At 63.4% G+C, this 23,017-nt stretch carries 20 protein-coding genes; 18 read left to right on the forward strand and 2 right to left on the reverse strand.

Annotated elements, in window-relative coordinates:
* Window positions 1–88: 88 nt before the first annotated feature.
* The 3 genes from ACFDR6_RS27410 to ACFDR6_RS27420 all read left to right on the forward strand — a co-directional run bounded on the left by ACFDR6_RS27410 (window position 89) and on the right by ACFDR6_RS27420 (window position 5,684).
* Window positions 89–3,412, forward strand: a complete 3,324-nt coding sequence (locus ACFDR6_RS27410) for an adenylate/guanylate cyclase domain-containing protein (protein ID WP_375860185.1) — start codon at window positions 89–91, stop codon at window positions 3,410–3,412.
* Between the two features lie 21 nt (window positions 3,413–3,433).
* Window positions 3,434–4,114 (forward strand): redoxin domain-containing protein, encoded by a 681-nt coding sequence (locus tag ACFDR6_RS27415; protein WP_212091348.1) that lies wholly within the window; start codon window positions 3,434–3,436, stop codon window positions 4,112–4,114.
* Between the two features lie 124 nt (window positions 4,115–4,238).
* Window positions 4,239–5,684, forward strand: a complete 1,446-nt coding sequence (locus ACFDR6_RS27420; protein ID WP_375860186.1) for an adenylate/guanylate cyclase domain-containing protein — start codon at window positions 4,239–4,241, stop codon at window positions 5,682–5,684.
* A 5-nt stretch (window positions 5,685–5,689) separates the two neighbouring features.
* Here ACFDR6_RS27420 and ACFDR6_RS27425 read toward each other — a convergent pair whose 3' ends face one another.
* Complete coding sequence (locus ACFDR6_RS27425; RefSeq protein ID WP_375860187.1) at window positions 5,690–6,529, reverse strand: uroporphyrinogen-III synthase; 840 nt, start codon at window positions 6,527–6,529, stop codon at window positions 5,690–5,692.
* A 149-nt stretch (window positions 6,530–6,678) separates the two neighbouring features.
* Between ACFDR6_RS27425 and purU the strand changes: the two genes are divergently transcribed.
* On the forward strand, window positions 6,679–7,542 hold the full coding sequence (purU, locus tag ACFDR6_RS27430; protein ID WP_212091357.1) for a formyltetrahydrofolate deformylase: 864 nt from the start codon (window positions 6,679–6,681) through the stop codon (window positions 7,540–7,542).
* Between the two features lie 80 nt (window positions 7,543–7,622).
* Here the strand turns inward: purU and ACFDR6_RS27435 are convergent, their stop codons facing one another.
* Complete coding sequence (locus tag ACFDR6_RS27435) at window positions 7,623–7,922, reverse strand: hypothetical protein (protein ID WP_375860239.1); 300 nt, start codon at window positions 7,920–7,922, stop codon at window positions 7,623–7,625.
* Window positions 7,923–8,452: 530 nt separating this feature from the next.
* On the opposite strand from ACFDR6_RS27435, the gene ACFDR6_RS27440 reads away from it, so the two are divergent.
* The 14 genes from ACFDR6_RS27440 (at window position 8,453) to ACFDR6_RS27505 (ending at window position 22,959) form a co-directional block, all read left to right on the forward strand.
* Window positions 8,453–9,670 (forward strand): ABC transporter substrate-binding protein, encoded by a 1,218-nt coding sequence (locus ACFDR6_RS27440; RefSeq protein ID WP_212091362.1) that lies wholly within the window; start codon window positions 8,453–8,455, stop codon window positions 9,668–9,670.
* A gap of 166 nt (window positions 9,671–9,836) precedes the next feature.
* The gene (locus ACFDR6_RS27445; protein ID WP_375860188.1) at window positions 9,837–10,706 is read left to right on the forward strand and encodes a branched-chain amino acid ABC transporter permease; all 870 of its coding nucleotides are present in this window, start codon (window positions 9,837–9,839) and stop codon (window positions 10,704–10,706) included.
* Between the two features lie 8 nt (window positions 10,707–10,714).
* Window positions 10,715–11,743 (forward strand): branched-chain amino acid ABC transporter permease, encoded by a 1,029-nt coding sequence (locus ACFDR6_RS27450; protein WP_212091368.1) that lies wholly within the window; start codon window positions 10,715–10,717, stop codon window positions 11,741–11,743.
* Window positions 11,740–12,495 (forward strand): ABC transporter ATP-binding protein, encoded by a 756-nt coding sequence (locus ACFDR6_RS27455; protein ID WP_212091371.1) that lies wholly within the window; start codon window positions 11,740–11,742, stop codon window positions 12,493–12,495. The genes ACFDR6_RS27450 and ACFDR6_RS27455 overlap by 4 nt, the downstream gene beginning before the upstream one ends.
* Window positions 12,488–13,204, forward strand: a complete 717-nt coding sequence (locus ACFDR6_RS27460) for an ABC transporter ATP-binding protein (RefSeq protein ID WP_212091374.1) — start codon at window positions 12,488–12,490, stop codon at window positions 13,202–13,204. The genes ACFDR6_RS27455 and ACFDR6_RS27460 overlap by 8 nt, the downstream gene beginning before the upstream one ends.
* Before the next feature lie 21 nt (window positions 13,205–13,225).
* Window positions 13,226–14,344 carry a cobalamin-independent methionine synthase II family protein gene (locus ACFDR6_RS27465; RefSeq protein ID WP_375860189.1) on the forward strand — a complete coding sequence of 373 codons (1,119 nt, stop codon included), beginning with the start codon at window positions 13,226–13,228 and terminating at the stop codon, window positions 14,342–14,344.
* A 498-nt stretch (window positions 14,345–14,842) separates the two neighbouring features.
* The gene (locus tag ACFDR6_RS27470) at window positions 14,843–16,198 is read left to right on the forward strand and encodes a hypothetical protein (RefSeq protein WP_212091381.1); all 1,356 of its coding nucleotides are present in this window, start codon (window positions 14,843–14,845) and stop codon (window positions 16,196–16,198) included.
* Window positions 16,199–16,260: 62 nt separating this feature from the next.
* Window positions 16,261–17,457: a methionine adenosyltransferase gene (gene metK, locus ACFDR6_RS27475; protein ID WP_212091385.1), complete on the forward strand. Its 1,197-nt coding sequence runs from the start codon at window positions 16,261–16,263 to the stop codon at window positions 17,455–17,457.
* Between the two features lie 123 nt (window positions 17,458–17,580).
* Entirely contained in the window at window positions 17,581–19,002 is a 1,422-nt protein-coding gene (gene ahcY / locus ACFDR6_RS27480; RefSeq protein WP_317243291.1) for an adenosylhomocysteinase, read from the forward strand.
* A gap of 165 nt (window positions 19,003–19,167) precedes the next feature.
* Window positions 19,168–19,584 carry a nuclear transport factor 2 family protein gene (locus ACFDR6_RS27485; RefSeq protein WP_317243292.1) on the forward strand — a complete coding sequence of 139 codons (417 nt, stop codon included), beginning with the start codon at window positions 19,168–19,170 and terminating at the stop codon, window positions 19,582–19,584.
* Window positions 19,585–19,633: 49 nt separating this feature from the next.
* On the forward strand, window positions 19,634–21,100 hold the full coding sequence (locus ACFDR6_RS27490) for a flavin-containing monooxygenase (RefSeq protein WP_212091395.1): 1,467 nt from the start codon (window positions 19,634–19,636) through the stop codon (window positions 21,098–21,100).
* A gap of 155 nt (window positions 21,101–21,255) precedes the next feature.
* Entirely contained in the window at window positions 21,256–21,411 is a 156-nt protein-coding gene (locus tag ACFDR6_RS27495; RefSeq protein ID WP_007612486.1) for a hypothetical protein, read from the forward strand.
* 146 nt (window positions 21,412–21,557) lie between these two features.
* A complete protein-coding gene (locus ACFDR6_RS27500; protein WP_212091398.1) occupies window positions 21,558–22,487 on the forward strand; it encodes an aspartyl/asparaginyl beta-hydroxylase domain-containing protein in 930 nt (309 codons plus the stop codon).
* 13 nt (window positions 22,488–22,500) lie between these two features.
* Window positions 22,501–22,959, forward strand: coding sequence for a YybH family protein (locus ACFDR6_RS27505; protein WP_212091402.1), 459 nt, complete (start codon window positions 22,501–22,503; stop codon window positions 22,957–22,959).
* Window positions 22,960–23,017 lie beyond the last annotated feature (58 nt).

Raw genomic sequence — 23,017 nt, forward strand, 5'->3', positions numbered from 1 at the left:
CCGTCGAGCCCATTCTGGTCCGCATCCTGGGCCCATGAGGTCGGGCTCAGCGGATAGCGCCATCGCGGCTCCCGCGAGGTTTTGGGCCATGAACTGCTCGGGTTGCGGTTTCGAGGTTCAGAGCGGCTTTGCCTTCTGCCCGCAGTGCGGCACGAAGCAGCCGAGCGCGTGCCCTGGTTGCGGCTTTGCATGCGCACCGGATTTCGCGTATTGCCCGAAATGCGGCACTCTCGTCGCTGCGGCCCCCAAAGGCGGCGGGCAGGCAGCGGTGCGGACGGACTCGACGGCAGTCCCGTCGAGCTCCTCTTCGCCACCGCTCGTGCTCACGCCCGAGGCCCAACACGCATTTCGACGGCCGTCGGACAAAATCGATAGCGAAGCGAATCGCCGCACCATCACCGTGCTGTTTGCCGACCTCAGCGGCTTCACTGCGATGAGCGAGCGGCTCGACCCCGAGGACATGCAGACGCTTCAGAACGAATTGTTCGCGGAGCTGACGGCCGCGGTGCAGAGCTTTGGCGGCTTTGTGGACAAATTCATCGGCGATGCGCTGCTCGCACTGTTTGGTGCGCCAGCCGCGCACGAGGACGACCCGGAGCGGGCAGTCCGCGCTGCCCTCGACATGATCATCCGGACGGCGCGACTTAGCGAGCGCGCGAAGGCCTATGCCGGTTCGCCGCTGCTGCTCCATGTCGGCATCAACACCGGACACGTCGTTGCGGGCGGGCTGGGCGTGGGCGTTGCCAAATCCTATTCGGTGACCGGCGACACCGTGAATACCGCCCAGCGGCTGCAGTCGATGGCGCCTCCGGGCGAGGTGCTGGTCGGACCGTTGACCTACCGTCTGACGCGGCATGCGTTCGCCTATGATTCGCTTGGCGAGGTCTCGCTCAAGGGCAAGATGGGCAGCGTTCTGGTCCATCGTCTGAAGGGACCGCTCGATACGCCCCGTGCGGCACGAGGCCTCGACACGCTGGGCATTGATGCGCCGCTGATCGGACGCGACGCTGAGCTCGCGCGCGTGATCGGCAGCCTCGATCGCGCGTGCGGCGGCGCGGCTCAGCTGGTGCGGCTCGTCGGCGAGGCCGGCATCGGGAAGACACGCTTGGTGAGCGAATTCGTCGTCCGCATCGGTGAGGAGGATCGCTTCGCAGGCGTGGCGATCCGGCAGGCGGTCTGCTCGCCGCTCGGCGAACAATCCTATGGCACACTCGCCGCCGTGCTGCGCAGCGCCTATGGCATCGCACAGAAGGCCGGCGCCGCAGAGGCGGAGGCGAAGGTTGCCGAAGCGCTGTCGGAGCTTGGCCTCGCGACTGACGAGGCCGACCGCCTGATGCCTCTCTATCTGCACGTTCTTGGCCACGGCGACCGCGACGCCGTGCTCAGGCACGTCGAGCCCGAACAGCTCCGTCGGCAGATCTTTTTCGCGATCCGTACCATCTTCGAACGCCGGCTCGCGCTGTCGCCGCTGCTGATCATCGTCGAGGATCTGCATTGGGCCGATGCGGTGTCGCTCGAAGCTTTGCGGTTCCTGATGGACCGGCTGGAGCGGTCGCGGCTGATGCTGCTGTTCACACATCGGCCGATGCTGGAGCTGGATCAGTTCGGTTCGAGCCGGATCAGTCACGCCACTCTTCGGCTGGCTCCGCTTGGCGACACTGACGGACAAAGGCTGATCGCGGCGTACTTCGGTCACAGTCTGCGTGAACCGCCGGGACATTTGTTCAGCCGTATCCTCGAGCGCGCCGGCGGCAATCCGCTTTTCCTCGAGGAGATCATCCGCGGTCTCATCGAAGCCGGCACCCTCGTGCGTGACGGCGCGCAGTGGCGGATGAAGGCGGATGAGGCCGCCGCCGATATTCCAGCGAGCATTCAGGCGCTGTTGCTGGCGCGCCTGGATCGGTTGCCGCATCAGGTGAGGCGCCTGGCCCAGGAAGCCGCAGTGATTGGCCCGCGCTTCGATGCGGCCGTTCTCGGTGCGGCGGCAACCGAGCCGGCAAGGGTCGAGCCGGGGCTCGAACTTCTGTGCGACGCCGAGATCGTGGAGGAGGTCGCAGGCTCGAACTCGATTTCGCTGCGGACCTACCGCTTCACGCAGACCATGCTTCAGGACGTGATCTATCAGAACCTGCTTCTGCAGCGCCGGATCGAGCTCCACGGACGGATCGGCGCCGCGCTGGAGCGGCTCTATGGCAACGAGCCCGAGCAGCTCGAAGATCTCGTCCTGCTTGGACACCATTTCAGTCTCAGCGCAAGCAAGCCGAAGGGCGCGCGCTATCTGCGCGCGGCCGGCGATCGCGCACGCGCGAGCTATGCCAACGACGATGCCATCCGCTTCTATCAGCAGTCTCTCGCCGTGCTGCTCGCCGGCGGCGAACGGAGCCCGGAACGCCTGGTCCTCTATGAGCGGATCGCGGATCTCTGTCGCGTGGCTGGCCGCCGAAGCACGGCCGAGGAGCACTACCGACGCGCCCTTGAGGAGCATCGCACGGCCGGGGACCGGATCGGCGAAGCGCGAATTCTTCGCAAGCTCGGCCACCTGTTGTGGGACGCCGGCAAGCGCACCAGCGCCGAGACACATTATGCCGAGGCGGCCGAACGGCTTGGCGGGACAGATGCGCCGATCGAGTGGGCGCATCTCCTGCAGGAGCGCGGCCGTCTCGCGTTTCGTGTGGGGGATCACGTCGCCGCCGCCAGGTGGGCAGACGAGGCGCTCGGCTTCGCGCGATCCGCGCCGGCGAACGCGGACGAGCAGGTCGGGAGCGAGGCGGCGCGCGCCATTGCGGAGGCACTCAACACCAAGGGGGTTGCGCTGGCGCGGCTTGGGCAACACCAGGAGGCGGTGCGCGAGGTGGAGCAAAGTGTCGCGGCAGCCGAAGCCGCCGGCCTCCTCAACGTAGCGTGTCGCGGCTACACCAATCTTGGCGTGCTCTACACGATCGTCGATCCGGCGAGAGCGATGGAGGTTTGCAGACGCGGGCTCGATGTCGCGCATCGTATCGGCGACCTCGGCTTCCAGGCCCGCCTTCTTGCCAATTATGCCGTGGCCTGTTGCACCTTCACGGACAGATGTGCCGAGGAGGGAGTGCCGGCTGCCGAAAAGGCGATCGAGATCGACCGTGCGCTCGATCAGCGCGAGCACCTCCCCGTACCCCTGATCGTACTCGGGCAAATCCATCAATGCCATTTCCGGCCCGATCAGGCTGCCCGCTGCTACAATCAGGCCATCGAGGTCGCCAGCGAAACCGGCGAGCCGCAGCAGCTCTTTCCATGCTATGATGGTCTCGCGACGCTGAACCTTGATCGCGGTGATTTGCCCGAGGCCGAGCGGTATTTCGCGCTGGCCGATGACGTCTGCACCAGGCACGGGCTTGATCCCGCCGGACTGATTGTACTGCCATTTCTTGACTAGGTCATGTGAAGGAGTTCAACCATGTCAGAACGTCATGTCGATGGACCGCTGCAACCGGGTGATCGCGCACCGAACATCGTGCTGGACGCCATCACGCGCGACGGGAAAATCGCGCTCGATGATTTTCGCGGGCAAAGTCCGATATTGGTCGGCCTGTTTCGGGGCCTGCATTGCCCGTTCTGCCGCCGCCATATTGCGGCACAGGCGCAGCTTGACGCGGCCCTGCGCGACAAGGGCGTCGAAAGTCTCACCGTCGTCAATACGCCGATCGATCGGGCGCGGCTCTACTTCCGATATCACCCATTGCCCAACCTGCTCGCTGCGTCCGATCCCGAGCGGGTTTCGCACCGCGCGTTCGGCCTGCCCAATCTCGAGTTCACGGAGAAGGAGACGGAGTGGCCGAGCAAGGTGGGCATGGACGTCATCATGAGCATGCAGGTGGACATTCCCGGAGAATTGCCCGGGCCGATGAATCGCATGGCAGCTGCCGAGCAGCTCAACAACAAGGATGGCTACGAGATGATGGAAGCCGATCAGCGCATGGCAGCGACCGGCCAGGGCCAGTTGTTCGGCCAGTTCCTGCTCGATCGGGAAGGGGTCGTACGCTGGACCTTTACTGAGGTACCCGAAGGCGGCCAGCGCATGTTCGGGATGCCGAGCCCGCAGGAGTTGATGTCGGCTGCTTCGCAGGTGGCAGGCTAGGCATCGTCGTCTGGTTGGCGCGTTGCCCTTGGCCGCAGCAGGCATGAGCCTTTGCGCTTGAGGTGCAGCCGTCGTTTTCCCGACCTCGCCTGCACGTGACGAAGGTAATGATCCCGGGCGTACAATGACCGAGATTCAGGAAAGGCTCCTCGAAAGCAAGATGACCGAGATCGAGCGGGCCCGATCCTGGAGCCCCCGCGTGATCTCCAAATTCGAAGCGCTCATCAGGAGCGGTGACGATTTATCGCTCTACCGCGTCAATCCTCTGGCATTCGCGCGCGACCGTGCCATAGCAGAGCCGGAAAGCATAGACCTGTTTCTCTATGCGACGAGAAGCGGACTATTCGACATGAGCTGGGACGTTGTTTGTCCGCAATCCGGCATGGTGCTCGATAGCTTTGGCGCCTTGCGCACGCTCAAGACCCATTATGTTTGCGGCTTGTGCGACGTCTCTGGCGAAACCGATCTCGACGACTTCATAGAGGTCACGTTTACGGTGTCGCCGCAGCTCCGGCGGCTTCCGTTTCATGATCCCGCCTCCCTTTCGGTCGAGGATTTCCATTGGAAGCTTCGATTTCTGAATGACGCACGGATACCGGGCCAGCAAATCCGGTTTCTCGACCATTTGCATGCGTTCGTTCGCGGCCTTTCGTTCTTACCACCAGTCTGCGTCACGACCATTCGCTGCGAGCTGGGTCCCGGAGCTCTGGCGGGGGTCAACATTCAAACCCAGGCTGCGTTCGTCGTTGCGGTGACCGGCGAGCCGACAACCGTGCCGACAATCTTGCGAATTGGATACGATGGGCAGCGCTTTTCGTCTTCGCTGGCCGCCGTACCGCCCGGTCCCGTCATTGTCGAGACGGAGAACTCCGGAGCGATGCGAGGCTCCTTGCTCCTGATCAATTGGCCGCCTGAAGTTCTGGCTCAAGCGATCAAGCCGCCGCTTGATTTCGATCCCTACATGTCTGGAGGGATGTTGCTTGCGAGACAGACGTTTCGCCGCCTGTTCCGGTCAGAACGCGTGGACGAAAGGGAGGGCCTGGGTATCCGGCAGGTGACCTTGCTGTTCACGGATCTCAAAGGTTCGACCGCCATGTACGAACGGCTCGGCGATCTCAATGCCTATGCGCTGGTCCGCGAACATTTTGCTCTGCTCGGTGCGACCATCCAGGAGCATTCCGGGGCGATCGTCAAGACGATTGGGGACGCGGTCATGGCTGTCTTCTCTCGTCCAACGGACGCGGTTTCGGCGGCGCTCCACATGCTGGGAGAAATTGAGCGCCACAACTCCGAGCATGGCGATCCAAGCATCATCCTGAAGATTGGAGCCCATTGCGGCCCCTCTATCGCCGTCACCCTGAACGACAATCTGGATTATTTCGGTCAGACCGTGAATGTTGCCGCGCGTGTGCAGTCGCTGGCGGACGCGGGCGAGATTTGTATCTCGGAGGCGCTGTATGCGGCGCCAGGAGTGAGTGATCTCCTCTCCGGGCATCCGATCGCAGTATTTGATGCACCTCTTCGCGGCGTTGAAGGAAACGCCAGCGTGTATCGTGTCTTGCGCGCGTAGGACTCTCAGCTCTCTCGTGATGGCTGCTTCTCCGCGAGCGCTACAGCCATCGCCGAGATGAGTGGTCGCATGAAATAAGCGTCCTCCGCCGGCACGATGTCGGTGCGCAAGCCATGTCCGGCGAGCTCGCCGGATACCGCCGGTCCCACCGACGCAATCAGCGTCCGCTCCAACCCCGCGCGCAACTTCGCCTCGCTGCCATCGGCCTTCGCCGCTTCGATCAGGCGGCGGACCTGGCCGAGATTGGTCAGCGCGATGCAATCGATCCGTCCCTCCGCCATGTCGTCGATGGCGGCGACGATGTTGACGTCCGCTGCCTTGGAGTCATAGACATAGGGCAGCACGATATCGACCTCGGCACCCTGTGCCGAGAGCGCGCCGGTCAGCTCGCCATGATCCTTGTCCGGATAGAGCTGGAGGCCGAGGCGCCGTCCCTTCAAGTCGAGCTTGCCCAGCATCTCGATCACGCCTTCGGTGGTCGGTTTCTCCGTGGTCTGCTGCGTTTCCAGCCCGACCTCGCGCAACGCCTTGCCGGGCTTCGGGCCGCGGGTGAATTTCCGCGCCTTGGCGAGCGCCGCGACGAGAGCGGCGTCGAGCTCACGGGCGCGCGCGAGCTTCATGATCCGCCGCAGGCCTTCGCCGGTCATCAGCACGAGGTCGTCAAGAGGCTTGTCGATGGCGCGGCGGATCCAGGCCTCGATCGGCGCCGGGTCTGGCGCGTCGTGAATGGTGAACATCGGGCACTGCACGACCTCGGCGCCTTGCTCGGCCAGCAGTTTTGAGAACTGCGCCTCCTCGCGCGTTTCCAGGATGAGGATGCGGGTGCCGTTCAAGCGGTCGGCCATGGGTGTGCTCCGGTCAAAAATCGCAATTGTCCGTTCATCCTGACTCCGCGTGCGGGATTGGCGCAAGGCCAGGGTCGGTGCTAGAGCAGGCGCAAATCGCGGACAGTTCCGCTGCCCAATCCTTCATCAAGAGCCAAGCCGTTCATCACATGCCCGATCATCAATATGTCCTGACCCTGTCCTGTCCGGATCGTCCCGGCATCGTGTCGGCGGTGTCGACGTTCCTCGCACATAACGGACAGAACATCCTCGATGCCCAGCAGTTCGACGACATCGAGACCAAGAAGTTCTTCATGCGGGTGGTGTTCACCGCGGCGGATCTCGCGGTGGAACTATCGGCGCTGCAGACCGGCTTTGCGGCGATCGCGGAGCGCTTCGGCATGGACTGGCAGATGCGCGACCGCGCCGCGCATCGCAAGGTGATGCTGCTGGTGTCGAAGTCGGATCACTGCCTGGTCGACATCCTCTATCGCTGGCGCACCGGCGAGCTGCCGATGACGCTGACGGCGATCGTCTCCAATCACCCGCGCGAGGTCTATGGCGGGCTCGATTTCGGCGGCATCCCGTTCCACCATTTGCCCGTGACCAAGGACACCAAGCACGAGCAGGAGAGCCAGATCATGGACCTCGTCGGCAACACGAAGACCGATCTCGTCGTGCTCGCCCGCTACATGCAGATCCTGTCGGACGATCTGTCGGCGAAGCTTTCGGGACGCTGCATCAACATCCACCACTCCTTCCTGCCGGGCTTCAAGGGCGCAAAGCCCTATCATCAGGCCCATGAGCGTGGCGTCAAGCTGATCGGTGCCACCGCGCATTACGTCACGCGCGACCTCGACGAGGGCCCGATCATCGACCAGGACGTCGAGCGCATCAGCCATCGCGATACGCCCGAGGATCTGGTCCGCAAGGGCCGCGACATCGAACGCCGCGTGCTCGCCCGCGCGATCCGCTACCATCTCGACGACCGCGTCATCCTCAACGGCCGCAAGACCGTGGTGTTCGTGGATTAGTGGTAGCGAATAGGGAGTGGCGAGTAGCGAATGGAGCAGGGCGGCCCTCTATTCGTTACTCCCTGTTCGCCATTCGTCCTTTATCGCGCCGCGCCAGCCGACGTAGCCTCCGCCGCGCTCTTCTGGGCCTGCTCTTCCTTCTCGCGATCCGCAGCGGGCAGCAGCCGCTTGCGTTCGCGTTCCCGCATGTAGGCGTCGTATTGCGGCGTGCCCGCGCGCGGCGGGGCATCGGCCGGCAGGCCGCCGGCCCATTGCGGGACGTAGTCGCCCATGCCGGCGGAGAGTTTTTCGTTGACCGTCCCGCAGCCGGACAGCCCCGCGGCGAGCGCGACGAGGATGAGGGCGGAACGAAAAGTCTTGGACCGAAAAAATTCGGACATTGTCTGGGCGCGCACGCGTTCGGTCATTGGACGCCAGCTCGGGCCGGCCGGAGGAAGAGTAGCCTTCAACAAGGTAAAATAGGCTTATTCGAGGTAGGTATTTTATTACCGAAATGTAGCCTGCCAAATCGCGCGGATGTCCGAATTCTGCAAAGGAAAGACGAAATCCTCCATCCACGCGGTCGCTGCCGCTTCTAGACTGCGATGCGAGGCCCGCGGCAGCATGGTTTGGTCGCCGGCAGGGGTTTTCGTTGACAAGTCCATTTTCTTTGTACATTCGTACAAATGAAAGCCCTGGTGATCGAGTTGCTCGAGTTATCCGAGGTAACCCGAGCGACCGACTTCCGGTCGATGGGACATTGGAACGCCCGGCTTGCGCCGAAGGGTCGCCAAACGTCCGATTGACAAGGCAGGCGCGAAAGACGCCCATGTGGCGCGCGAGCGTCGTCCGCGAGCGGGCTAGGTTTAAGACAAGGGCCGGGCACTCGGTCCAGGGCACAAGAGCCAGGAATGAAGGGGAGGGACATCTGATGTTCGAACGCAAGCAACCGTCTCATAGGGCATCTTCCAAGGCTGCTCGTTCCAAGGCTGCTTGGGCAGCTGCCGTTGCGGCCATCGCGAGCCTTGCAGCGATCGTGCCGGCGAAGGCCCAGGACAGCGTCAAGATCGGCCTGATCCTGCCGATGACCGGCGGCCAGGCCTCGACCGGCAAGCAGATCGAGAACGCGATCAAACTCTACATGCAGCAGAAGGGCGACACCGTCGCCGGCAAGAAGATCGAGATCATCCTCAAGGACGACGCTGCGATCCCGGACAAGACCAAGACCGCCGCGCAGGAGCTGATCGTCAACGACAAGGTCAACTTCATCGCCGGCTTCGGCGTGACGCCGGCCGCGCTCGCCGCCGCACCGCTGGCGACGCAGGCCAAGATCCCGGAAGTCGTCATGGCGGCCGGCACCTCGATCATCACCGAGCGCTCGCCCTATATCGTGCGAACCAGCTTCACGCTGGCGCAGTCCTCCACCATCATCGGCGACTGGGCCGTCAAGAACGGCATCAAGAAGGTGGCGACCCTGACTTCCGACTATGCGCCCGGCAATGACGCGCTGAACTTCTTCAAGCAGCATTTCACCGCCGGCGGCGGTGAGGTGGTCGAAGAGGTCAAGGTGCCGCTGCAGAACCCCGACTTCGCACCGTTCCTCCAGCGCATGAAGGACGCCAAGCCCGATGCGATCTTCGTGTTCGTGCCGGCCGGTCAGGGCGGCAACTTCATGAAGCAATATGCCGAGCGCGGCCTCGACAAGGCCGGCATCAAGGTGATCGGACCCGGCGACGTCACCGATGACGATCTCCTCAACAATATGGGCGACGCCGTCCTCGGCACCGTCACCGCGCATCTCTACTCCGCGGCGCATCCCTCGCAGATGAACAAGGATTTCGTCGCCGCCTACAAGAAGGCGTTCGGCAATCGTCCGGGTTTCATGGCGGTGGGCGGCTATGATGGCATCCATCTGATCTACGAGGCGCTGAAGAAGACGGGCGGCGACACCAACGGCGACAAGCTGATCGAAGCCATGAAGGGGCAGAAGTGGGAAAGCCCGCGCGGCCCGATCTCGATCGATCCCGAGACCCGCGACATCGTGCAGAACATCTACATCCGCAAGGTCGAGAAGGTCGATGGCGAGCTCTACAATGTAGAGTTCGCGACCTTCGAAGCCGTCAAGGATCTCGGCAAGACCAAGAAGTGATGCGCGAAAGCGCGTCATCCCGGAGCGCGCTTAGCGCTCATCCCGGATCTCGCGAGCCACTTTCTGCGTCATGCCCGGGCTTGTCCCGGGCATCCACGCAAAGCCCAGACAAGAACGTGGATGGCCGGGACGAATCCGGCCATGACAATAACTCCAAGCTGAGACGATGACCGCAATCCTCACCAACCTGTTCGATGGCGTTGCCTACGGCATGCTGCTGTTCGTGCTCGCTTGCGGGCTCGCGGTCACCCTCGGATTGATGAACTTCGTCAATCTCGCCCACGGCGCCTTCGCCATGGCCGGCGGCTATGTTTGCATGGTGCTGGTCAACCGGATGGGCTGGCCGTTCTTCGCAGCACTGCCGCTCGCTTTCCTCTCCGCGGCCGCGATCGGGATCGCGCTCGAACGCACGCTCTATCGCCACCTTTATGCCCGCAGCCATCTCGACCAGGTGCTGTTCACCATCGGCCTGACCTTCATGTCGGTGGCGGCCGTCGACTACATCCAAGGCTCCTCGCGCGTCTTCATCAATTTGCCGGCCGCGCTCCAGGGCCAGTTCGACCTGTTCGGCGTAGGCATCGGCCGCTATCGGTTGATGATCATCGTGATCTGCGGCCTGCTGACCATTGGTCTCCAGATGGTGCTGGCCAAGACGCGCTTCGGCAGCCGCTTGCGCGCGGCAGTTGACGACCCCCGCGCCGCCAGCGGCCTCGGCATCAACGTGCCGCAAGTGTTCGCCCTCACATTCGCATTCGGATGCGGGCTCGCCGGCCTCGGCGGCGCGCTGAGTGCCGAGATCCTGGGCCTCGATCCGTACTTCCCGCTGAAGTTCATGATCTACTTCCTGATCGTGGTCACCGTCGGCGGGTCCTCCTCGATCACAGGTCCGTTCCTGGCCTCGCTACTGCTCGGCATCGGCGACGTCGCCGGAAAGTATTACGTGCCTAAGATGGGCCCCTTCGTGATCTACACCATGATGATCGTGATCCTGATCTGGCGCCCGAACGGCCTGTTCGGCCGCACCGCCGCGCGTTGAGTTCGCCGATGAGCGCTGCTTCCGACGTCGGTTATCACGCCCAGCGCCAGGCGCGCTGGCACTACGGCGAAATCGCCTTCTGGCTGGTCGTGCTGGCCTGCGGTTTCCTGTTTCCCTCCCGCTACCTCATCATGACCGACATCCTGCGGCTGGCGCTGTTCACGATGTCGCTGGACCTCATCCTCGGTTATGCCGGCATCGTCTCGCTCGGCCATGCCGCGTTCTTCGGCGTCGGCGCCTATGCCGCGGGGCTGCTTGCCTTGCACGGCATCGTCAAGGAGCCCGTGCTGGCATTGATCGTCGCTGGTCTCGCCGCGATGGTGCTCGGCTTTGCCACCAGCTTCCTGGTGATCCGGGGCGTCGACCTGACGCGCCTGATGGTCACGCTCGGCATCGCCCTGCTGCTGGAAGCGCTCGCCGAACGCTTCTCCAACATCACCGGCGGTACTGACGGCCTGCAGGGAATCGAGATGCAGCCGATCTTCGGCGAGATCCCGTTCGATATGTTCGGCAAGGCCGGCTTCTTCTATTCGCTGGCCGTGCTGTTCCTCCTCTTCCTGTTCGCCCGTCGCGTGGTGCATTCGCCATTTGGGCTGTCGCTGCGCGCGATCAAGAACAATCCGCTGCGGGCCGCCGCGATCGGCATCCCCGTCAACCGCCGCCTGATCGCGATCTACACGCTGGCGGCGTTCTATGCCGGCATCGCCGGCGCGCTGTTCACGCAGACCACCGCGATCGCCTCGCTCGATGTGTTTGCCTTCGAGCGCTCGGCCGATCTGATGCTGGTGCTCGTCATCGGCGGCACCGGCTATCTCTATGGCGGGCTGATCGGCGCAGTGGTGTTCCGCATGCTGCAGGAATTGTTCTCCACCATCACCCCGCAATACTGGCAGTTCTGGATCGGCCTCGTGCTGGTCGTGATCGTGCTGGTCGGCCGCCAGCGTCTGCATCGCTGGGCGCTCTACGTGCCCAATCTGATCATCAAGAAAATCGCCGGGCGCAAGGCCGTCGTCGCCGTTCCGGAGAGCGACGCATGACCATCGTGCTCGAAACCCAAAATCTCGAAAAGCAGTTCGGCGGCCTGCGCGTCACGCGCGATCTGTCCTTGAAGATCGAGCAGGGCGCCCGCCACGCGCTTATCGGCCCGAACGGTGCCGGCAAGACCACGGTCATCAATCAGCTGACCGGCGTCCTCAAGCCGAACTCGGGCCGCATCCTGCTCGAAGGCCAGGACATCACCGATCTGCCCGTGCACGAGCGGGTGCTGCGCGGGCTCTCGCGCACCTTCCAGATCAACCAACTCTATCCCGATCTGACCCCGCTCGAGACCATCGGCCTTGCCGTCTCCGAGCGCCTAGGCCATGGCGGCGATTGGTGGCGGCGGATGGGCACGCGCAGCGACGTCAACGGTGAGATCGCCGATCTGCTCTCGCGCTTCCATTTGCTCGACGTCATGAACGAGCAGACCGTGACGTTGCCTTATGGCAAGCAGCGCCTGCTCGAGATCGCCGTCGCGATCGCCGCCAAGCCGCGCGTGCTCCTGCTGGACGAGCCCGCCGCCGGCGTGCCCGAGAGCGAGCGTCACGACATCCTTGCCGTCGTCGGCAGCCTGCCGCGCGGCGTCACGGTGCTCTTGATCGAGCACGACATGGACCTCGTGTTCTCCTTCGCCGACCGCATCTCGGTGCTGGTCTCCGGCGCGCTGCTCACCGAGGGCCCGCCCGAGCAGGTCGCGCGCGATCCGCAGGTCAAGGCGGTCTATCTCGGCGAGGAGGCGGTCAATGTCTGACCTGCTCGCGATCGATTCATTGCGGGCCGGCTATGGCGAGGCGGTCGTGCTGCCAAACATGTCCTTGCGCCTCGCCGAGGGACAGGTGCTGGCATTGCTCGGCCGCAACGGCACCGGCAAGACCACGCTGATCAATTCGATCGTCGGCGTCACCCGCCGTTTCGCAGGGACCATCGCGCTCGCCGGTGTGGACGTCACCTCGCTCCGGCCCGATCAGCGGGCGCGCGCGGGCATCGGCTGGGTACCGCAGGAGCGCAACATCTTCCGCTCGCTCACGGTGGAGGAGAACATGACCGCCGTGGCGCAGCCGGGTCCCTGGACCGTCGAGAAGGTCTACGAGATGTTCCCGCGACTGAAGGAGCGGCGGAGCAATTTCGGCAACCAGCTCTCCGGCGGCGAGCAGCAGATGCTGGCGATCGGCCGCGCGCTGACCCTCAACCCGAAAGTGCTGCTGCTGGACGAGCCGACCGAGGGCCTTGCCCCCATCATCGTCGAGGAGCTGCTCAAGGCGATCGGCACCATCACCCGGGCGGGCGGCATCTGCTCGATCATCGTCGAGCAGAACGCCCAAAAGATTTTGGGGCTCGCCGACCGTGTTGTGATATTGGAGCGCGGAACGATCGTCCACGACGCCCCGAGTGCGGCGTTGAAGGCCGATCCGTCGGTCCTGGAGCGCCACCTCGGCGTCGCAGGGGCGGCGGCCCACTAGAACAATATCCGGGAGTAACGAATGCAGCGAACCAAAGCCCCCTTCCGCGCCGACGAGGTCGGCAGCCTCCTGCGTCCGGCCAAGATCAAGGAAGCCCGCAGCCGTCTCGAGAAGGGCGAGATCTCGGCGGACGATCTGCGCAAGATCGAGGACCTGGAGATCGAGAAGGTCGTGCACAAGCAGGCCTCGGTCGGCCTGAAGCTTGCGACCGACGGCGAATTCCGCCGCTCCTGGTGGCATTTCGACTTCCTGGCCAAGCTCACCGGCTGCGAGCTGTTTCACCCGGACGCCGGCATTCAGTTCGCAGGCGTACAGACCCGGCATGACGCGGTGCGAGTGATCGACAAGCTCGATTTTCCCGACGACCACCCGATGCTGGACCACTTCCGCTTCCTGAAGAAGGTCGCCGACCAGGCCCACGTCACCGCCAAGATGACCATTCCGTCGCCCGCGGTGCTGCACTTCCGCGGCGGTCGCAAGTCGATCTCCAAAGATGTCTATCCCGATCTCGACGTATTCTACGAGGATCTCGGCAAGACCTATCGCAAGGCGGTGAAGGCATTCTACGACGCCGGCTGCCGCTATCTCCAGTTCGACGACACCGTGTGGGCCTATCTCTGCTCGCAGGAAGAACTGCAGAAAGCGCGCGAGCGCGGCGACAATCCGGACGGCCTCCAGCAGATCTACGCCCGCATCATCAACTACGCGCTGGCCGAAAAGCCCGCCGACATGGTGGTGACGACGCATGTCTGCCGCGGCAATTTCCGCTCGACCTGGATTTCCTCGGGCGGCTACGAGCCGGTCGCCGAGACCATGCTCGCGGGCACCAATTACGACGGCTATTTCCTCGAATACGACAGCGACCGTGCCGGCGGCTTCGAGCCGTTGCGCTTCCTGCCCAAGGGCAACAAGGTCGTCGTGGTCGGCGTCATCACCTCGAAGTTCGGCGAGCTCGAGAAGAAGGACGACATCAAGCGCCGCCTGGAAGAAGCCGCCAAGTTCGCGCCCTTGGAGCAGCTCGCACTCTCCCCGCAATGCGGCTTTGCTTCGACGGAAGAGGGCAACATCCTCTCCGAGGAGGAGCAGTGGGCCAAGCTGAGCCTTGCGGTCGAGATCGCAAGGGAAGTGTGGGGTAACTGAGCGCCGCAGCTAGGCTTAAGCCTCGCTCGTGTCCCGGACGCGCTGCAGCGCTTTTGCGTTGCTGCGCAGAGCCGGGACCCCTGCTGCTGCACTTGCGCTTGGGGGATATGGGCCCAGCTCTGCAGCGTACCGCTGAAGAAGCGCTGCACTGCGTCCGGGGCACGGAAGTTATCTCACTTCGCGGGCCAGACTGACCTCGCCCGGCATCGACCACGCATCGGCTTATTCGTCGTGGCCGACACCAACCCCCAGCCCGCACCCCGTCATGATCTGCTGAACCTCCAGACCTGGCGCGCCGCATATGGCGCGAAAGGGCGGCGGCGAGGTCGCGCCTCTGTTGTCGAGCGCAACTGGGGTCGAGCGTAACCTGGTCGGCGCCGTCGCGCCGTCCGAGGCGGATGGGGATCACCACGGGACGCGCCCGATCCACTATTCCCTGAGTGGGCAGAATTTGCTAGGACGCAGGTCCCAATCTTTCTGCCCACTGCGGCCCACTTCATGAAGAACGACGAAATCCTGAGCCAGATCACGGAGTTCTGCCGCAAGGCGGACATGGCGGAATCGACCTTCGGCCGGCGCGCCGTGAACGATGGGAAGCTGGTGCATCGTCTGCGCGAGGGCAAGCGCATCACCATCGACACGCTGGAGCGAATCCAGGCCTATATGGCGGCATCGATGGCTGGCGGCGTGCCACCCCCGCGGGGGCTTCAGGTGCCGCCGGAAAAGCGCGATCCGCGCGGCAATTTTCGTTTCTTCGAGAACCGCCAGAAATACCTGCTGTTCGTCCACACCTGCAGCGAAAAGCGGGTGGTCGCGGATCGGGTTGCACTCGAGCTTGCCTCCATTCATCCGCGTCCGCCGGCCCTGCGTCTGTTCGATGCCGGCGTCGGCGATGGCACGGTGCTGGCGCGCGTGCTGCGCGCAACGCATCAGCGCTTTCCACACATGCCGTTCTACGTCGCCGGCAAGGAGCTCAGTCTCGAGGACCTGCGCCTGACGCTGGACAAGGTGCCGGATCGCATTTTCGAGCATCCGGCGTCGGTGTTCGTCTTCACCAACATGTTCTACTCGGAGGCGCCCTGGCTCACGCCGGCATCGCCCGCGGCGGCGGCTGCAACGGTCTGGCACGAGGTTCCGCTGCGCGGCGCCTCATCCGGCGAGTTCGAGCAGCAGATCGCGGAGCTGAGGCCGTTTCTGGAGCAGAACTGGCGCGCCGCGATCAGCCCGCGCACCGCCATGCCGTTGTATGAACGGCCCGTGGTTCTGGTGCTGTATCGCGAGGACCACAGGTTCCTGCTGGATTCGACCATTCCGCGGCCGGGCCAGACCGAAGCCAATTTCGACCTCGTCATCGCGTCCCAGCCCTACCGGGCTCTGTCCTCGGTCAATTTCCGGGCCAAGCGGATCATAGCACCGCTGGCCCGAGCGCTTCGACCTGGCGGCCGGCTGATCGGAATTCACTCCCACGGCCAGGATCCGGGCATGGAAATGATCCAGGCGATCTGGCCGGGAGAAAATCCTTTCGCGGTGAGCCGTCATGAGCTATTGCGCGCCGTTAAGTATGAACTCGGGTCGGTGGGCCGCGACTTAAATTTTAATGCTTATGCGGATAACCGCTCGATCTTCAGGTATGATATGGAAGCGCTGCCCAACGAGGTGACCGGGACGATCGGAACCTCGACGGCCTTTGCAGCGTGGAATGCGGCGGTGTATGTCGCTCAGATTGAGGACGACCGGTTGACGGAAATGACTCAAAACGGCCGCACTCTGGACGCCGCCAGGGACGTGCTGCGAAAGTACAATGGGCTCTGGTTTCTCGACGAATCCTACGTCATCTCGCGCCGGCGTGATTGACACCATCCACAGGTAAACATCGCAAACGCCCGCCGGGTTAGCGGCGGAACAAGGGGTTACTGATGCGCGCGTCCTATCTCTTCACCAGCGAGTCCGTGTCCGAAGGTCATCCGGACAAGGTCTGCGACCGCATTTCCGACGAGATCGTCGATCTGTTCTACCGCGAAGGGCCCAAGGCCGGCATCGACCCCTGGCAGATCCGCGCCGCCTGCGAGACGCTCGCGACCACCAACAAGGTCGTGATCGCCGGCGAGACCCGCGGTCCGAAGTCGGTGACCAACGAGCAGATCGAGGGCGTCGTCCGGGACGCGATCAAGGACATCGGCTACGAGCAGGAGGGCTTCCACTGGAAGACCTGCGACATCGAGATCCTGCTGCATCCGCAGTCGGCCGACATCGCCCAGGGCGTCGATGCGCTGCAGCCGGGCGAGGTCAAGGAAGAGGGCGCGGGCGACCAGGGCATCATGTTCGGTTACGCCACCAACGAGACGCCCGACCTGATGCCGGCGCCGATCTTCTACGCCCACAAGATCCTGCGCCTGATCTCCGAGGCCCGTCACTCCGGCAAGGAAAAGGTGCTCGGTCCGGACTCCAAGAGCCAGGTCACCGTGCAGTACGAGAACGGCAAGCCGGTCGGCGTGCGCGAGATCGTGGTCTCGCATCAGCATCTGGTTCCGGACCTCACGTCGAACCAGGTCCGGGACATCGTCGAGCCCTATGTGCGCGAGGCGTTACCGAAAGACTGGATCACCCCGAAGACGATCTGGCACATCAACCCGACCGGCAAGTTCTACATCGGCGGTCCCGACGGCGATTCCGGCCTGACCGGCCGCAAGATCATCGTCGACACCTATGGCGGTGCGGCTCCGCATGGCGGCGGCGCTTTCTCCGGCAAGGACCCGACCAAGGTCGACCGTTCGGCGGCTTACGCGGCGCGCTACGTCGCCAAGAATATCGTCGCCGCCGGTCTTGCCGATCGCTGCACGCTCCAGCTCGCCTACGCCATCGGCGTGGCGCGTCCGCTGTCGATCTACATCGATACCCACGGCACCGGTAAGGTGCCGGAGGAGCAGCTCGAGAAGGCGGCGGCGCAGGCGATGGATCTGACGCCCCGCGGCATCCGCAGCCATCTCGACCTCAATCGCCCGATCTACGCGCGCACCTCGGCCTACGGCCATTTCGGCCGCACGCCCGACAACGAGGGCGGCTTCTCCTGGGAGAAGACCGACCTCGTCGAGCAGCTCAAGCGCGCGCTCTGATTCACTTGCGTCATTCCGGGGCGCCGCGAGAGTGGCGAACCCGGAATCTCGAACTGCTGGATTCCGGGTTCGCTCGTTTCACGAGCGCCCGGGAATGACCAGCCAAACAAACAGGAACCCCCTATGAACGCGAAGCCCGGCTTCACCGATTACATCGTCAAGGACATTTCGCTCGCCGATTTCGGCCGCAAGGAGCTCTCGCTTGCCGAGACCGAGATGCCGGGCCTGATGGCCACCCGCGAAGAGTATGGCCCGAAGCAGCCGCTGAAGGGCGCCCGCATCGCCGGCTCCCTGCACATGACGATTCAGACCGGCGTGCTGATCGAGACGCTGGCGGCGCTCGGCGCCGACATCCGCTGGGTCTCCTGCAACATTTATTCGACGCAGGACCACGCGGCGGCCGCGATCGCGGCCGCCGGCATCCCGGTGTTCGCCGTCAAGGGCGAGACGCTGACCGAGTACTGGGACTACACCGCAAAGCTGTTCGACTGGCATGGCGGCGGTCATCCGAACATGATCCTCGACGACGGTGGTGACGCCACCATGTATGTCCATCTTGGTCTACGCGCCGAGAAGGGCGACACCGCCTTCCTCGACAAGCCCGGCTCCGAGGAAGAGGAAGTCTTCTTCGCGCTCCTGAAGAAGCAGCTCAAGGAAAAGCCGAAGGGCTACTTCGCCGCGATCGCCGAGAGCATCAAGGGCGTCTCCGAAGAGACCACCACGGGGGTGCATCGTCTCTATGACATGCAGAAGGCTGGAACGCTGCTGTGGCCGGCGATCAACGTCAACGACAGCGTTACCAAGTCGAAATTCGACAACCTCTATGGCTGCCGTGAATCGCTGGTCGACGGCATCCGCCGCGGCACGGACGTGATGCTGTCGGGCAAGGTCGCGATGGTCGCCGGCTTCGGCGACGTCGGCAAGGGCTCGGCCGCATCGCTGCGCCAGGCCGGTTGCCGCGTCATGGTGTCGGAAGTCGATCCGATCTGCGCGCTGCAGGCCGCGATGGAAGGCTACGAGGTCGTGACCATGGAAGATGCCGCGCCCCGCGCCGACATCTTCGTCACCGCCACCGGCAACAAGGACATCATCACCATCGAGCACATGCGCGCGATGAAGGATCGCGCCATCGTCTGCAACATCGGTCACTTCGACAACGAGATCCAGATCGCGTCTCTGCGCAATCTGAAGTGGACCAACATCAAGCCGCAGGTCGACGAGATCGAATTCCCCGACAAGCACCGCATCATCATGCTGTCGGAAGGCCGTCTCGTGAACCTCGGCAACGCGATGGGTCATCCGTCCTTCGTGATGTCGGCGTCCTTCACCAACCAGACGCTGGCGCAGATCGAGCTGTTCGCCAACAACAAGGACGGCAAGTACAAGAAGGAAGTCTACGTGCTGCCGAAGACGCTCGACGAGAAGGTCGCGCGCCTGCATCTCGCCAAGATCGGCGTCAAGCTCACCGAGCTGCGTAAGGACCAGGCCGACTATATCGGCGTGAAGCCGGAAGGCCCCTACAAGTCGGATCACTACCGCTACTGATGCGAAAGCGATTGCGACCCGAAGGCCCCGGAGCGATCCGGGGCCCTTTTTTTTGGCCGGTCCTGTGATACGCTCGCAGGTAGAGCCAAAACAAGCCTGCCACTTTCGAAGCGGGCGGCCGCTTTTCTCACGTTCATTGTCAGGAATGCATATGGAGGGAATGCGATGTCCAGCGAAGCAAACGTTGCGCTGTTGAAGGACGCCTATCGCGAGTGGAACGACAGCAAGGGTCTGAACGTCGACTATTGGTTCGACAACGTCATCGGCCCGGAGATCAAGTTCGATTCGGTTCCGCGAGGAGCCGAGCCGATGCCCTTCGCCAAGCATTACGACGACCGCGCCGAGCTCCGCAGCTACTTCGCCGACCTGCTGGCCGACTGGAGCATGCAGTACTTTACGATGAACGAATATGTCGCGCAGGGTGATACCGTGGTTGCGCGCGGGGAATGTGCCTGGACGAACAAGCGGACGGGGAAAGTCGCGAAGACGCCCAAGGTGGATTTCTGGAAGTTCAAGGACGGCAAGGCAGTCGAATACCACGAGTTTTTCGATACGGCTTCCGTGGTCGCTGCCGCATCCTGATGGTTGCAATTTGGTGCGGCGCTGCCATCCTGTGTGGCGGGAGGACGCCATGTCCGAAAGCAAAGAACATTTCGACGTGCTGATCGTCGGTGCCGGCTTGTCCGGCATCGGCGCTGGTTACCATCTTCAGACCAAATGCCCGACCAAGAGCTACGTCATCCTCGAGGGCCGCGACTGCATCGGTGGCACCTGGGACTTGTTCCGCTATCCCGGCATCCGCTCCGACAGCGACATGTTCACGCTCGGCTATTCGTTCAAGCCGTGGACCGATCCGAAGGCGATCGCCGACGGGCCGCAGATCCTGAACTATGTGCGCGAGACCGCCGGCGAGAACGGCATCGACAAGCACATCCGCTTCCACCATCGCGTCAAGCGCGCGGCTTGGTCGACGAGCGAGGCGCGCTGGACCATCGAGGCCGAGCGCACGACAGGCGAGGGCGCAACCGAGCTCGTGCGCTTCACCTGCAATTTCCTGTTCATGTGCTCAGGCTATTACAAATATGAGGCGGGCTACACGCCGGAGTTCGAGGGTACGGCAGATTTCGCCGGCCGCATCGTGCATCCGCAGAAGTGGACCGAGGACATCGACTATGCGGGGAAGCGCGTCGTCGTGATCGGCTCGGGCGCGACCGCGGTGACGCTGGTGCCGGAGCTCGCCAAGAAGGCGGCGCAGGTTACCATGCTGCAGCGCTCGCCGACCTATGTCGTATCGCGTCCGGCGCAGGATCCCCTCGCCAACAAATTGCGCCGTAATCTGCCAACGCGGCTTGCCTATCATGTCATCCGCTGGCGCAATGTGATGTGGGGGATGTTCTTCTTCCAGCTCAGCCGGCGCAGGCCGGACAAGGTGAAGGGTCTGATCCTCGGAGGCGTCCGCATGGCGCTCGGCCCCGACTACGACGTCGCGACCCATTTCACCCCGCGCTACAATCCCTGGGACCAGCGGCTGTGTCTCGTGCCCGACGGAGATCTCTTCAAGGCGATCCGCGAGCAGCGGGCTTCCGTGGTCACCAGCGAGATCGACACGTTTACGCGCGACGGCATCCGTCTCAAGGACGGCCGTGAGCTTGCCGCGGACATCATCGTCACTGCGACGGGGCTGGTCCTGCAGGTCGTCGGCGGCCTCGAAGTTACCGTCGACGGGCGCGCGGTCGATTTCGCCAACACGCTGACCTACAAGGGCATGATGTATGCCGACGTGCCGAACATGGCCTCGGCCTTCGGCTACACCAACGCGTCCTGGACGCTGAAATGCGATCTCACCTGCGAATATGTCTGCCGGCTCATCAATTACATGGACCGGCACAATTTCCGCCAGTGCATGCCGCACAATGACGACCCCGAGATCACCGCGCAGCCGTCGCTCGATTTCACTTCGGGCTATGTGCAGCGCTCGGTCGCCAGGATGCCGAAGCAGGGCTCGAAGCAGCCGTGGCGGCTGTACCAGAACTACGCGCTCGACATCGTCACCCTGCGCTTCGGCCGGATCGACGACGGTGTGATGCGGTATTCCTGATCGCGCCGTCGTTACCGAACATGATGGCAATGCGTCGTTTTGCGTATACGGCCGCCGGACTGAATCGGCCAAGCTGGCGGACGGTTAACGCCGGATTAAGGGATGAGTCCTAACCTGTCTCGGCCGGGGTGACTCGCAAGGCCGAGGTAAGCCCAATGGAAGCCCAGAGAATCGCAGTCGACGCCGTCGTCGCCCTGACCGATTGTGACCGCGACGCCGTCATCGCCTTCATCCGCCGTCTCTATCTCGCCGGCGTCACCGACCCCAAACGCCTGACTTTCAAGGGCCTCCAGGCGTTGTCCCGGGCCTGATCTGGCTCGGTCCCCATCCCGTTAGGCCTCCATTTCGTTCCCGTGCTCGCGCCGGTGTGAACCTCAACCTGGCGGTGAATATCTTGCCGCTCGGGCCGGTGCGGAGTAGATGACGTCCCCGGCTGGGTTCACTGGGGAACGGGGAGATGTTGAAGCAGCTTATTGCGCCGCAACTTGTCATTCTTTATGTCCTGGCCGCATCGACCATTTACGTTCACTTCCGCGGCAAGCAGAGGCTGCGCTTTGCGCGCCAGCTCGGCGACCACTCGACCTATCTGGCGCCCTATAACGTGCTGATGTATGCGGGCTCGGCGGTCCCGAACAAGCCGGTGATCCCGGTCGAGCAGTTTCCGGAGCTGAGGCCGCTGAGCGAGAATTGGGAAACCATCCGCGACGAGGCCGTGCGCCTGTTCGACGAAGGTTTTATCCGCGCGGCAGCCAAGAACAACGATTGGGGCTTCTACTCGTTCTTCAAGAGCGGCTGGAAGCGATTTTACCTGAAATGGTACGACGACTTCCTGCCCTCGGCGAACACGCTGTGCCCGAAGACGGTGGAGCTGCTCAAGTCGATCCCGAGCGTGCACGGCGCGATGTTCGCGATGCTGCCGCCCGGCGGCAAGCTGGGGGCCCACCGCGATCCGTTCGCGGGCTCGCTGCGCTACCATCTCGGCCTGGTCACGCCGAACTCGAACAAGTGCCGCATTCTGGTCGACGGCGTCGAATGCGTCTGGCGCGACGGCGAAGCCTTCATGTTCGATGAGACCTTCATCCACAGCGCGGAGAACGCGACCGACGTCAACCGCATCATCCTGTTCTGCGACGTCGAGCGTCCGATGAAGTTCGGCTTCATGACCGCGGTCAATCGCTGGGTCAGCCACCACATCGTCAAGGCGTCGGCGACCCAGAACGTCGACGGCGAGAATGTCGGCGTGCTCAACAAGGTGTTCGGCAAGCTTTACGAGATCCATCTCGCCACCCGAAAGGTCAAGGAATGGAATCGCAACGTCTACTACACGCTCAAATACTCGCTGACGGCGCTGATCCTCGGCCTCATCGTGTGGTCGGCACTGCGATGATCGGGGACTTGCAATGAGTTCCTTGCCGGTCGCGAATACCGAGATCGAGCGGTTCTTCCGCCAGTGGCTGGAGACCTTCGCGGGCTATGTTCGCGAGGTCGACTACGCTTCGGCGCGGCCGCTGTTTCATCCGGACGTGCTCGCCTTCGGCACGCATAACGATGTCATTCCCGGCCTCGATCAATGGGTCTCGACGCAATGGGACAATGTCTGGCCGAAGACGACGGACTTCGGTTTCGTCCTTGATCAAGTCTCGATTCTGGCATCGTCCGACGGCACGATGGCGACGGTGATCGTGCCGTGGACGAGCACGGGCTACCATCCCGATGGCAACGCGTTTCCACGCCCTGGCCGGGCCACCATGGTATTTGCGAGGAATGCCGAGGGGTGGCTGTGTGTGCATTCCCACATGTCCCTCAATCGCGGTGTGCCGCAAGCGAGCCACGCCAATCGGGCGGTGAAGGCCTGGTAGATCGACGACGTCCGCGATCATGTGCTCGAAATGCAAAAGGCCCCGGACGCGTCCGAGG

It is taken from the genome of Bradyrhizobium tunisiense (assembly GCF_042263385.1).
Lineage (GTDB): Bacteria > Pseudomonadota > Alphaproteobacteria > Rhizobiales > Xanthobacteraceae > Bradyrhizobium > Bradyrhizobium tunisiense.

What these genes read in the sequence shown, in the direction of transcription:
- ACFDR6_RS27440 (WP_212091362.1), top strand. Translation starts at nt 8,453, where the DNA reads ATGTTCGAACGCAAGCAACCGTCTCATAGGGCATCTTCCAAGGCTGCT.
- ACFDR6_RS27505 (WP_212091402.1), top strand. Translation starts at nt 22,501, where the DNA reads ATGAGTTCCTTGCCGGTCGCGAATACCGAGATCGAGCGGTTCTTCCGC.
- purU (WP_212091357.1), top strand. Translation starts at nt 6,679, where the DNA reads ATGCCCGATCATCAATATGTCCTGACCCTGTCCTGTCCGGATCGTCCC.
- ACFDR6_RS27490 (WP_212091395.1), top strand. Translation starts at nt 19,634, where the DNA reads ATGTCCGAAAGCAAAGAACATTTCGACGTGCTGATCGTCGGTGCCGGC.
- metK (WP_212091385.1), top strand. Translation starts at nt 16,261, where the DNA reads ATGCGCGCGTCCTATCTCTTCACCAGCGAGTCCGTGTCCGAAGGTCAT.
- ACFDR6_RS27445 (WP_375860188.1), top strand. Translation starts at nt 9,837, where the DNA reads ATGACCGCAATCCTCACCAACCTGTTCGATGGCGTTGCCTACGGCATG.
- ACFDR6_RS27495 (WP_007612486.1), top strand. Translation starts at nt 21,256, where the DNA reads ATGGAAGCCCAGAGAATCGCAGTCGACGCCGTCGTCGCCCTGACCGAT.
- ACFDR6_RS27460 (WP_212091374.1), top strand. Translation starts at nt 12,488, where the DNA reads ATGTCTGACCTGCTCGCGATCGATTCATTGCGGGCCGGCTATGGCGAG.
- ACFDR6_RS27450 (WP_212091368.1), top strand. Translation starts at nt 10,715, where the DNA reads ATGAGCGCTGCTTCCGACGTCGGTTATCACGCCCAGCGCCAGGCGCGC.
- ACFDR6_RS27425 (WP_375860187.1), bottom strand. Translation starts at nt 6,529, where the DNA reads ATGGCCGACCGCTTGAACGGCACCCGCATCCTCATCCTGGAAACGCGC.
- ACFDR6_RS27410 (WP_375860185.1), top strand. Translation starts at nt 89, where the DNA reads ATGAACTGCTCGGGTTGCGGTTTCGAGGTTCAGAGCGGCTTTGCCTTC.
- ACFDR6_RS27485 (WP_317243292.1), top strand. Translation starts at nt 19,168, where the DNA reads ATGTCCAGCGAAGCAAACGTTGCGCTGTTGAAGGACGCCTATCGCGAG.
- ahcY (WP_317243291.1), top strand. Translation starts at nt 17,581, where the DNA reads ATGAACGCGAAGCCCGGCTTCACCGATTACATCGTCAAGGACATTTCG.
- ACFDR6_RS27420 (WP_375860186.1), top strand. Translation starts at nt 4,239, where the DNA reads ATGACCGAGATTCAGGAAAGGCTCCTCGAAAGCAAGATGACCGAGATC.
- ACFDR6_RS27500 (WP_212091398.1), top strand. Translation starts at nt 21,558, where the DNA reads ATGTTGAAGCAGCTTATTGCGCCGCAACTTGTCATTCTTTATGTCCTG.
- ACFDR6_RS27455 (WP_212091371.1), top strand. Translation starts at nt 11,740, where the DNA reads ATGACCATCGTGCTCGAAACCCAAAATCTCGAAAAGCAGTTCGGCGGC.
- ACFDR6_RS27465 (WP_375860189.1), top strand. Translation starts at nt 13,226, where the DNA reads ATGCAGCGAACCAAAGCCCCCTTCCGCGCCGACGAGGTCGGCAGCCTC.
- ACFDR6_RS27415 (WP_212091348.1), top strand. Translation starts at nt 3,434, where the DNA reads ATGTCAGAACGTCATGTCGATGGACCGCTGCAACCGGGTGATCGCGCA.
- ACFDR6_RS27435 (WP_375860239.1), bottom strand. Translation starts at nt 7,922, where the DNA reads ATGTCCGAATTTTTTCGGTCCAAGACTTTTCGTTCCGCCCTCATCCTC.
- ACFDR6_RS27470 (WP_212091381.1), top strand. Translation starts at nt 14,843, where the DNA reads ATGAAGAACGACGAAATCCTGAGCCAGATCACGGAGTTCTGCCGCAAG.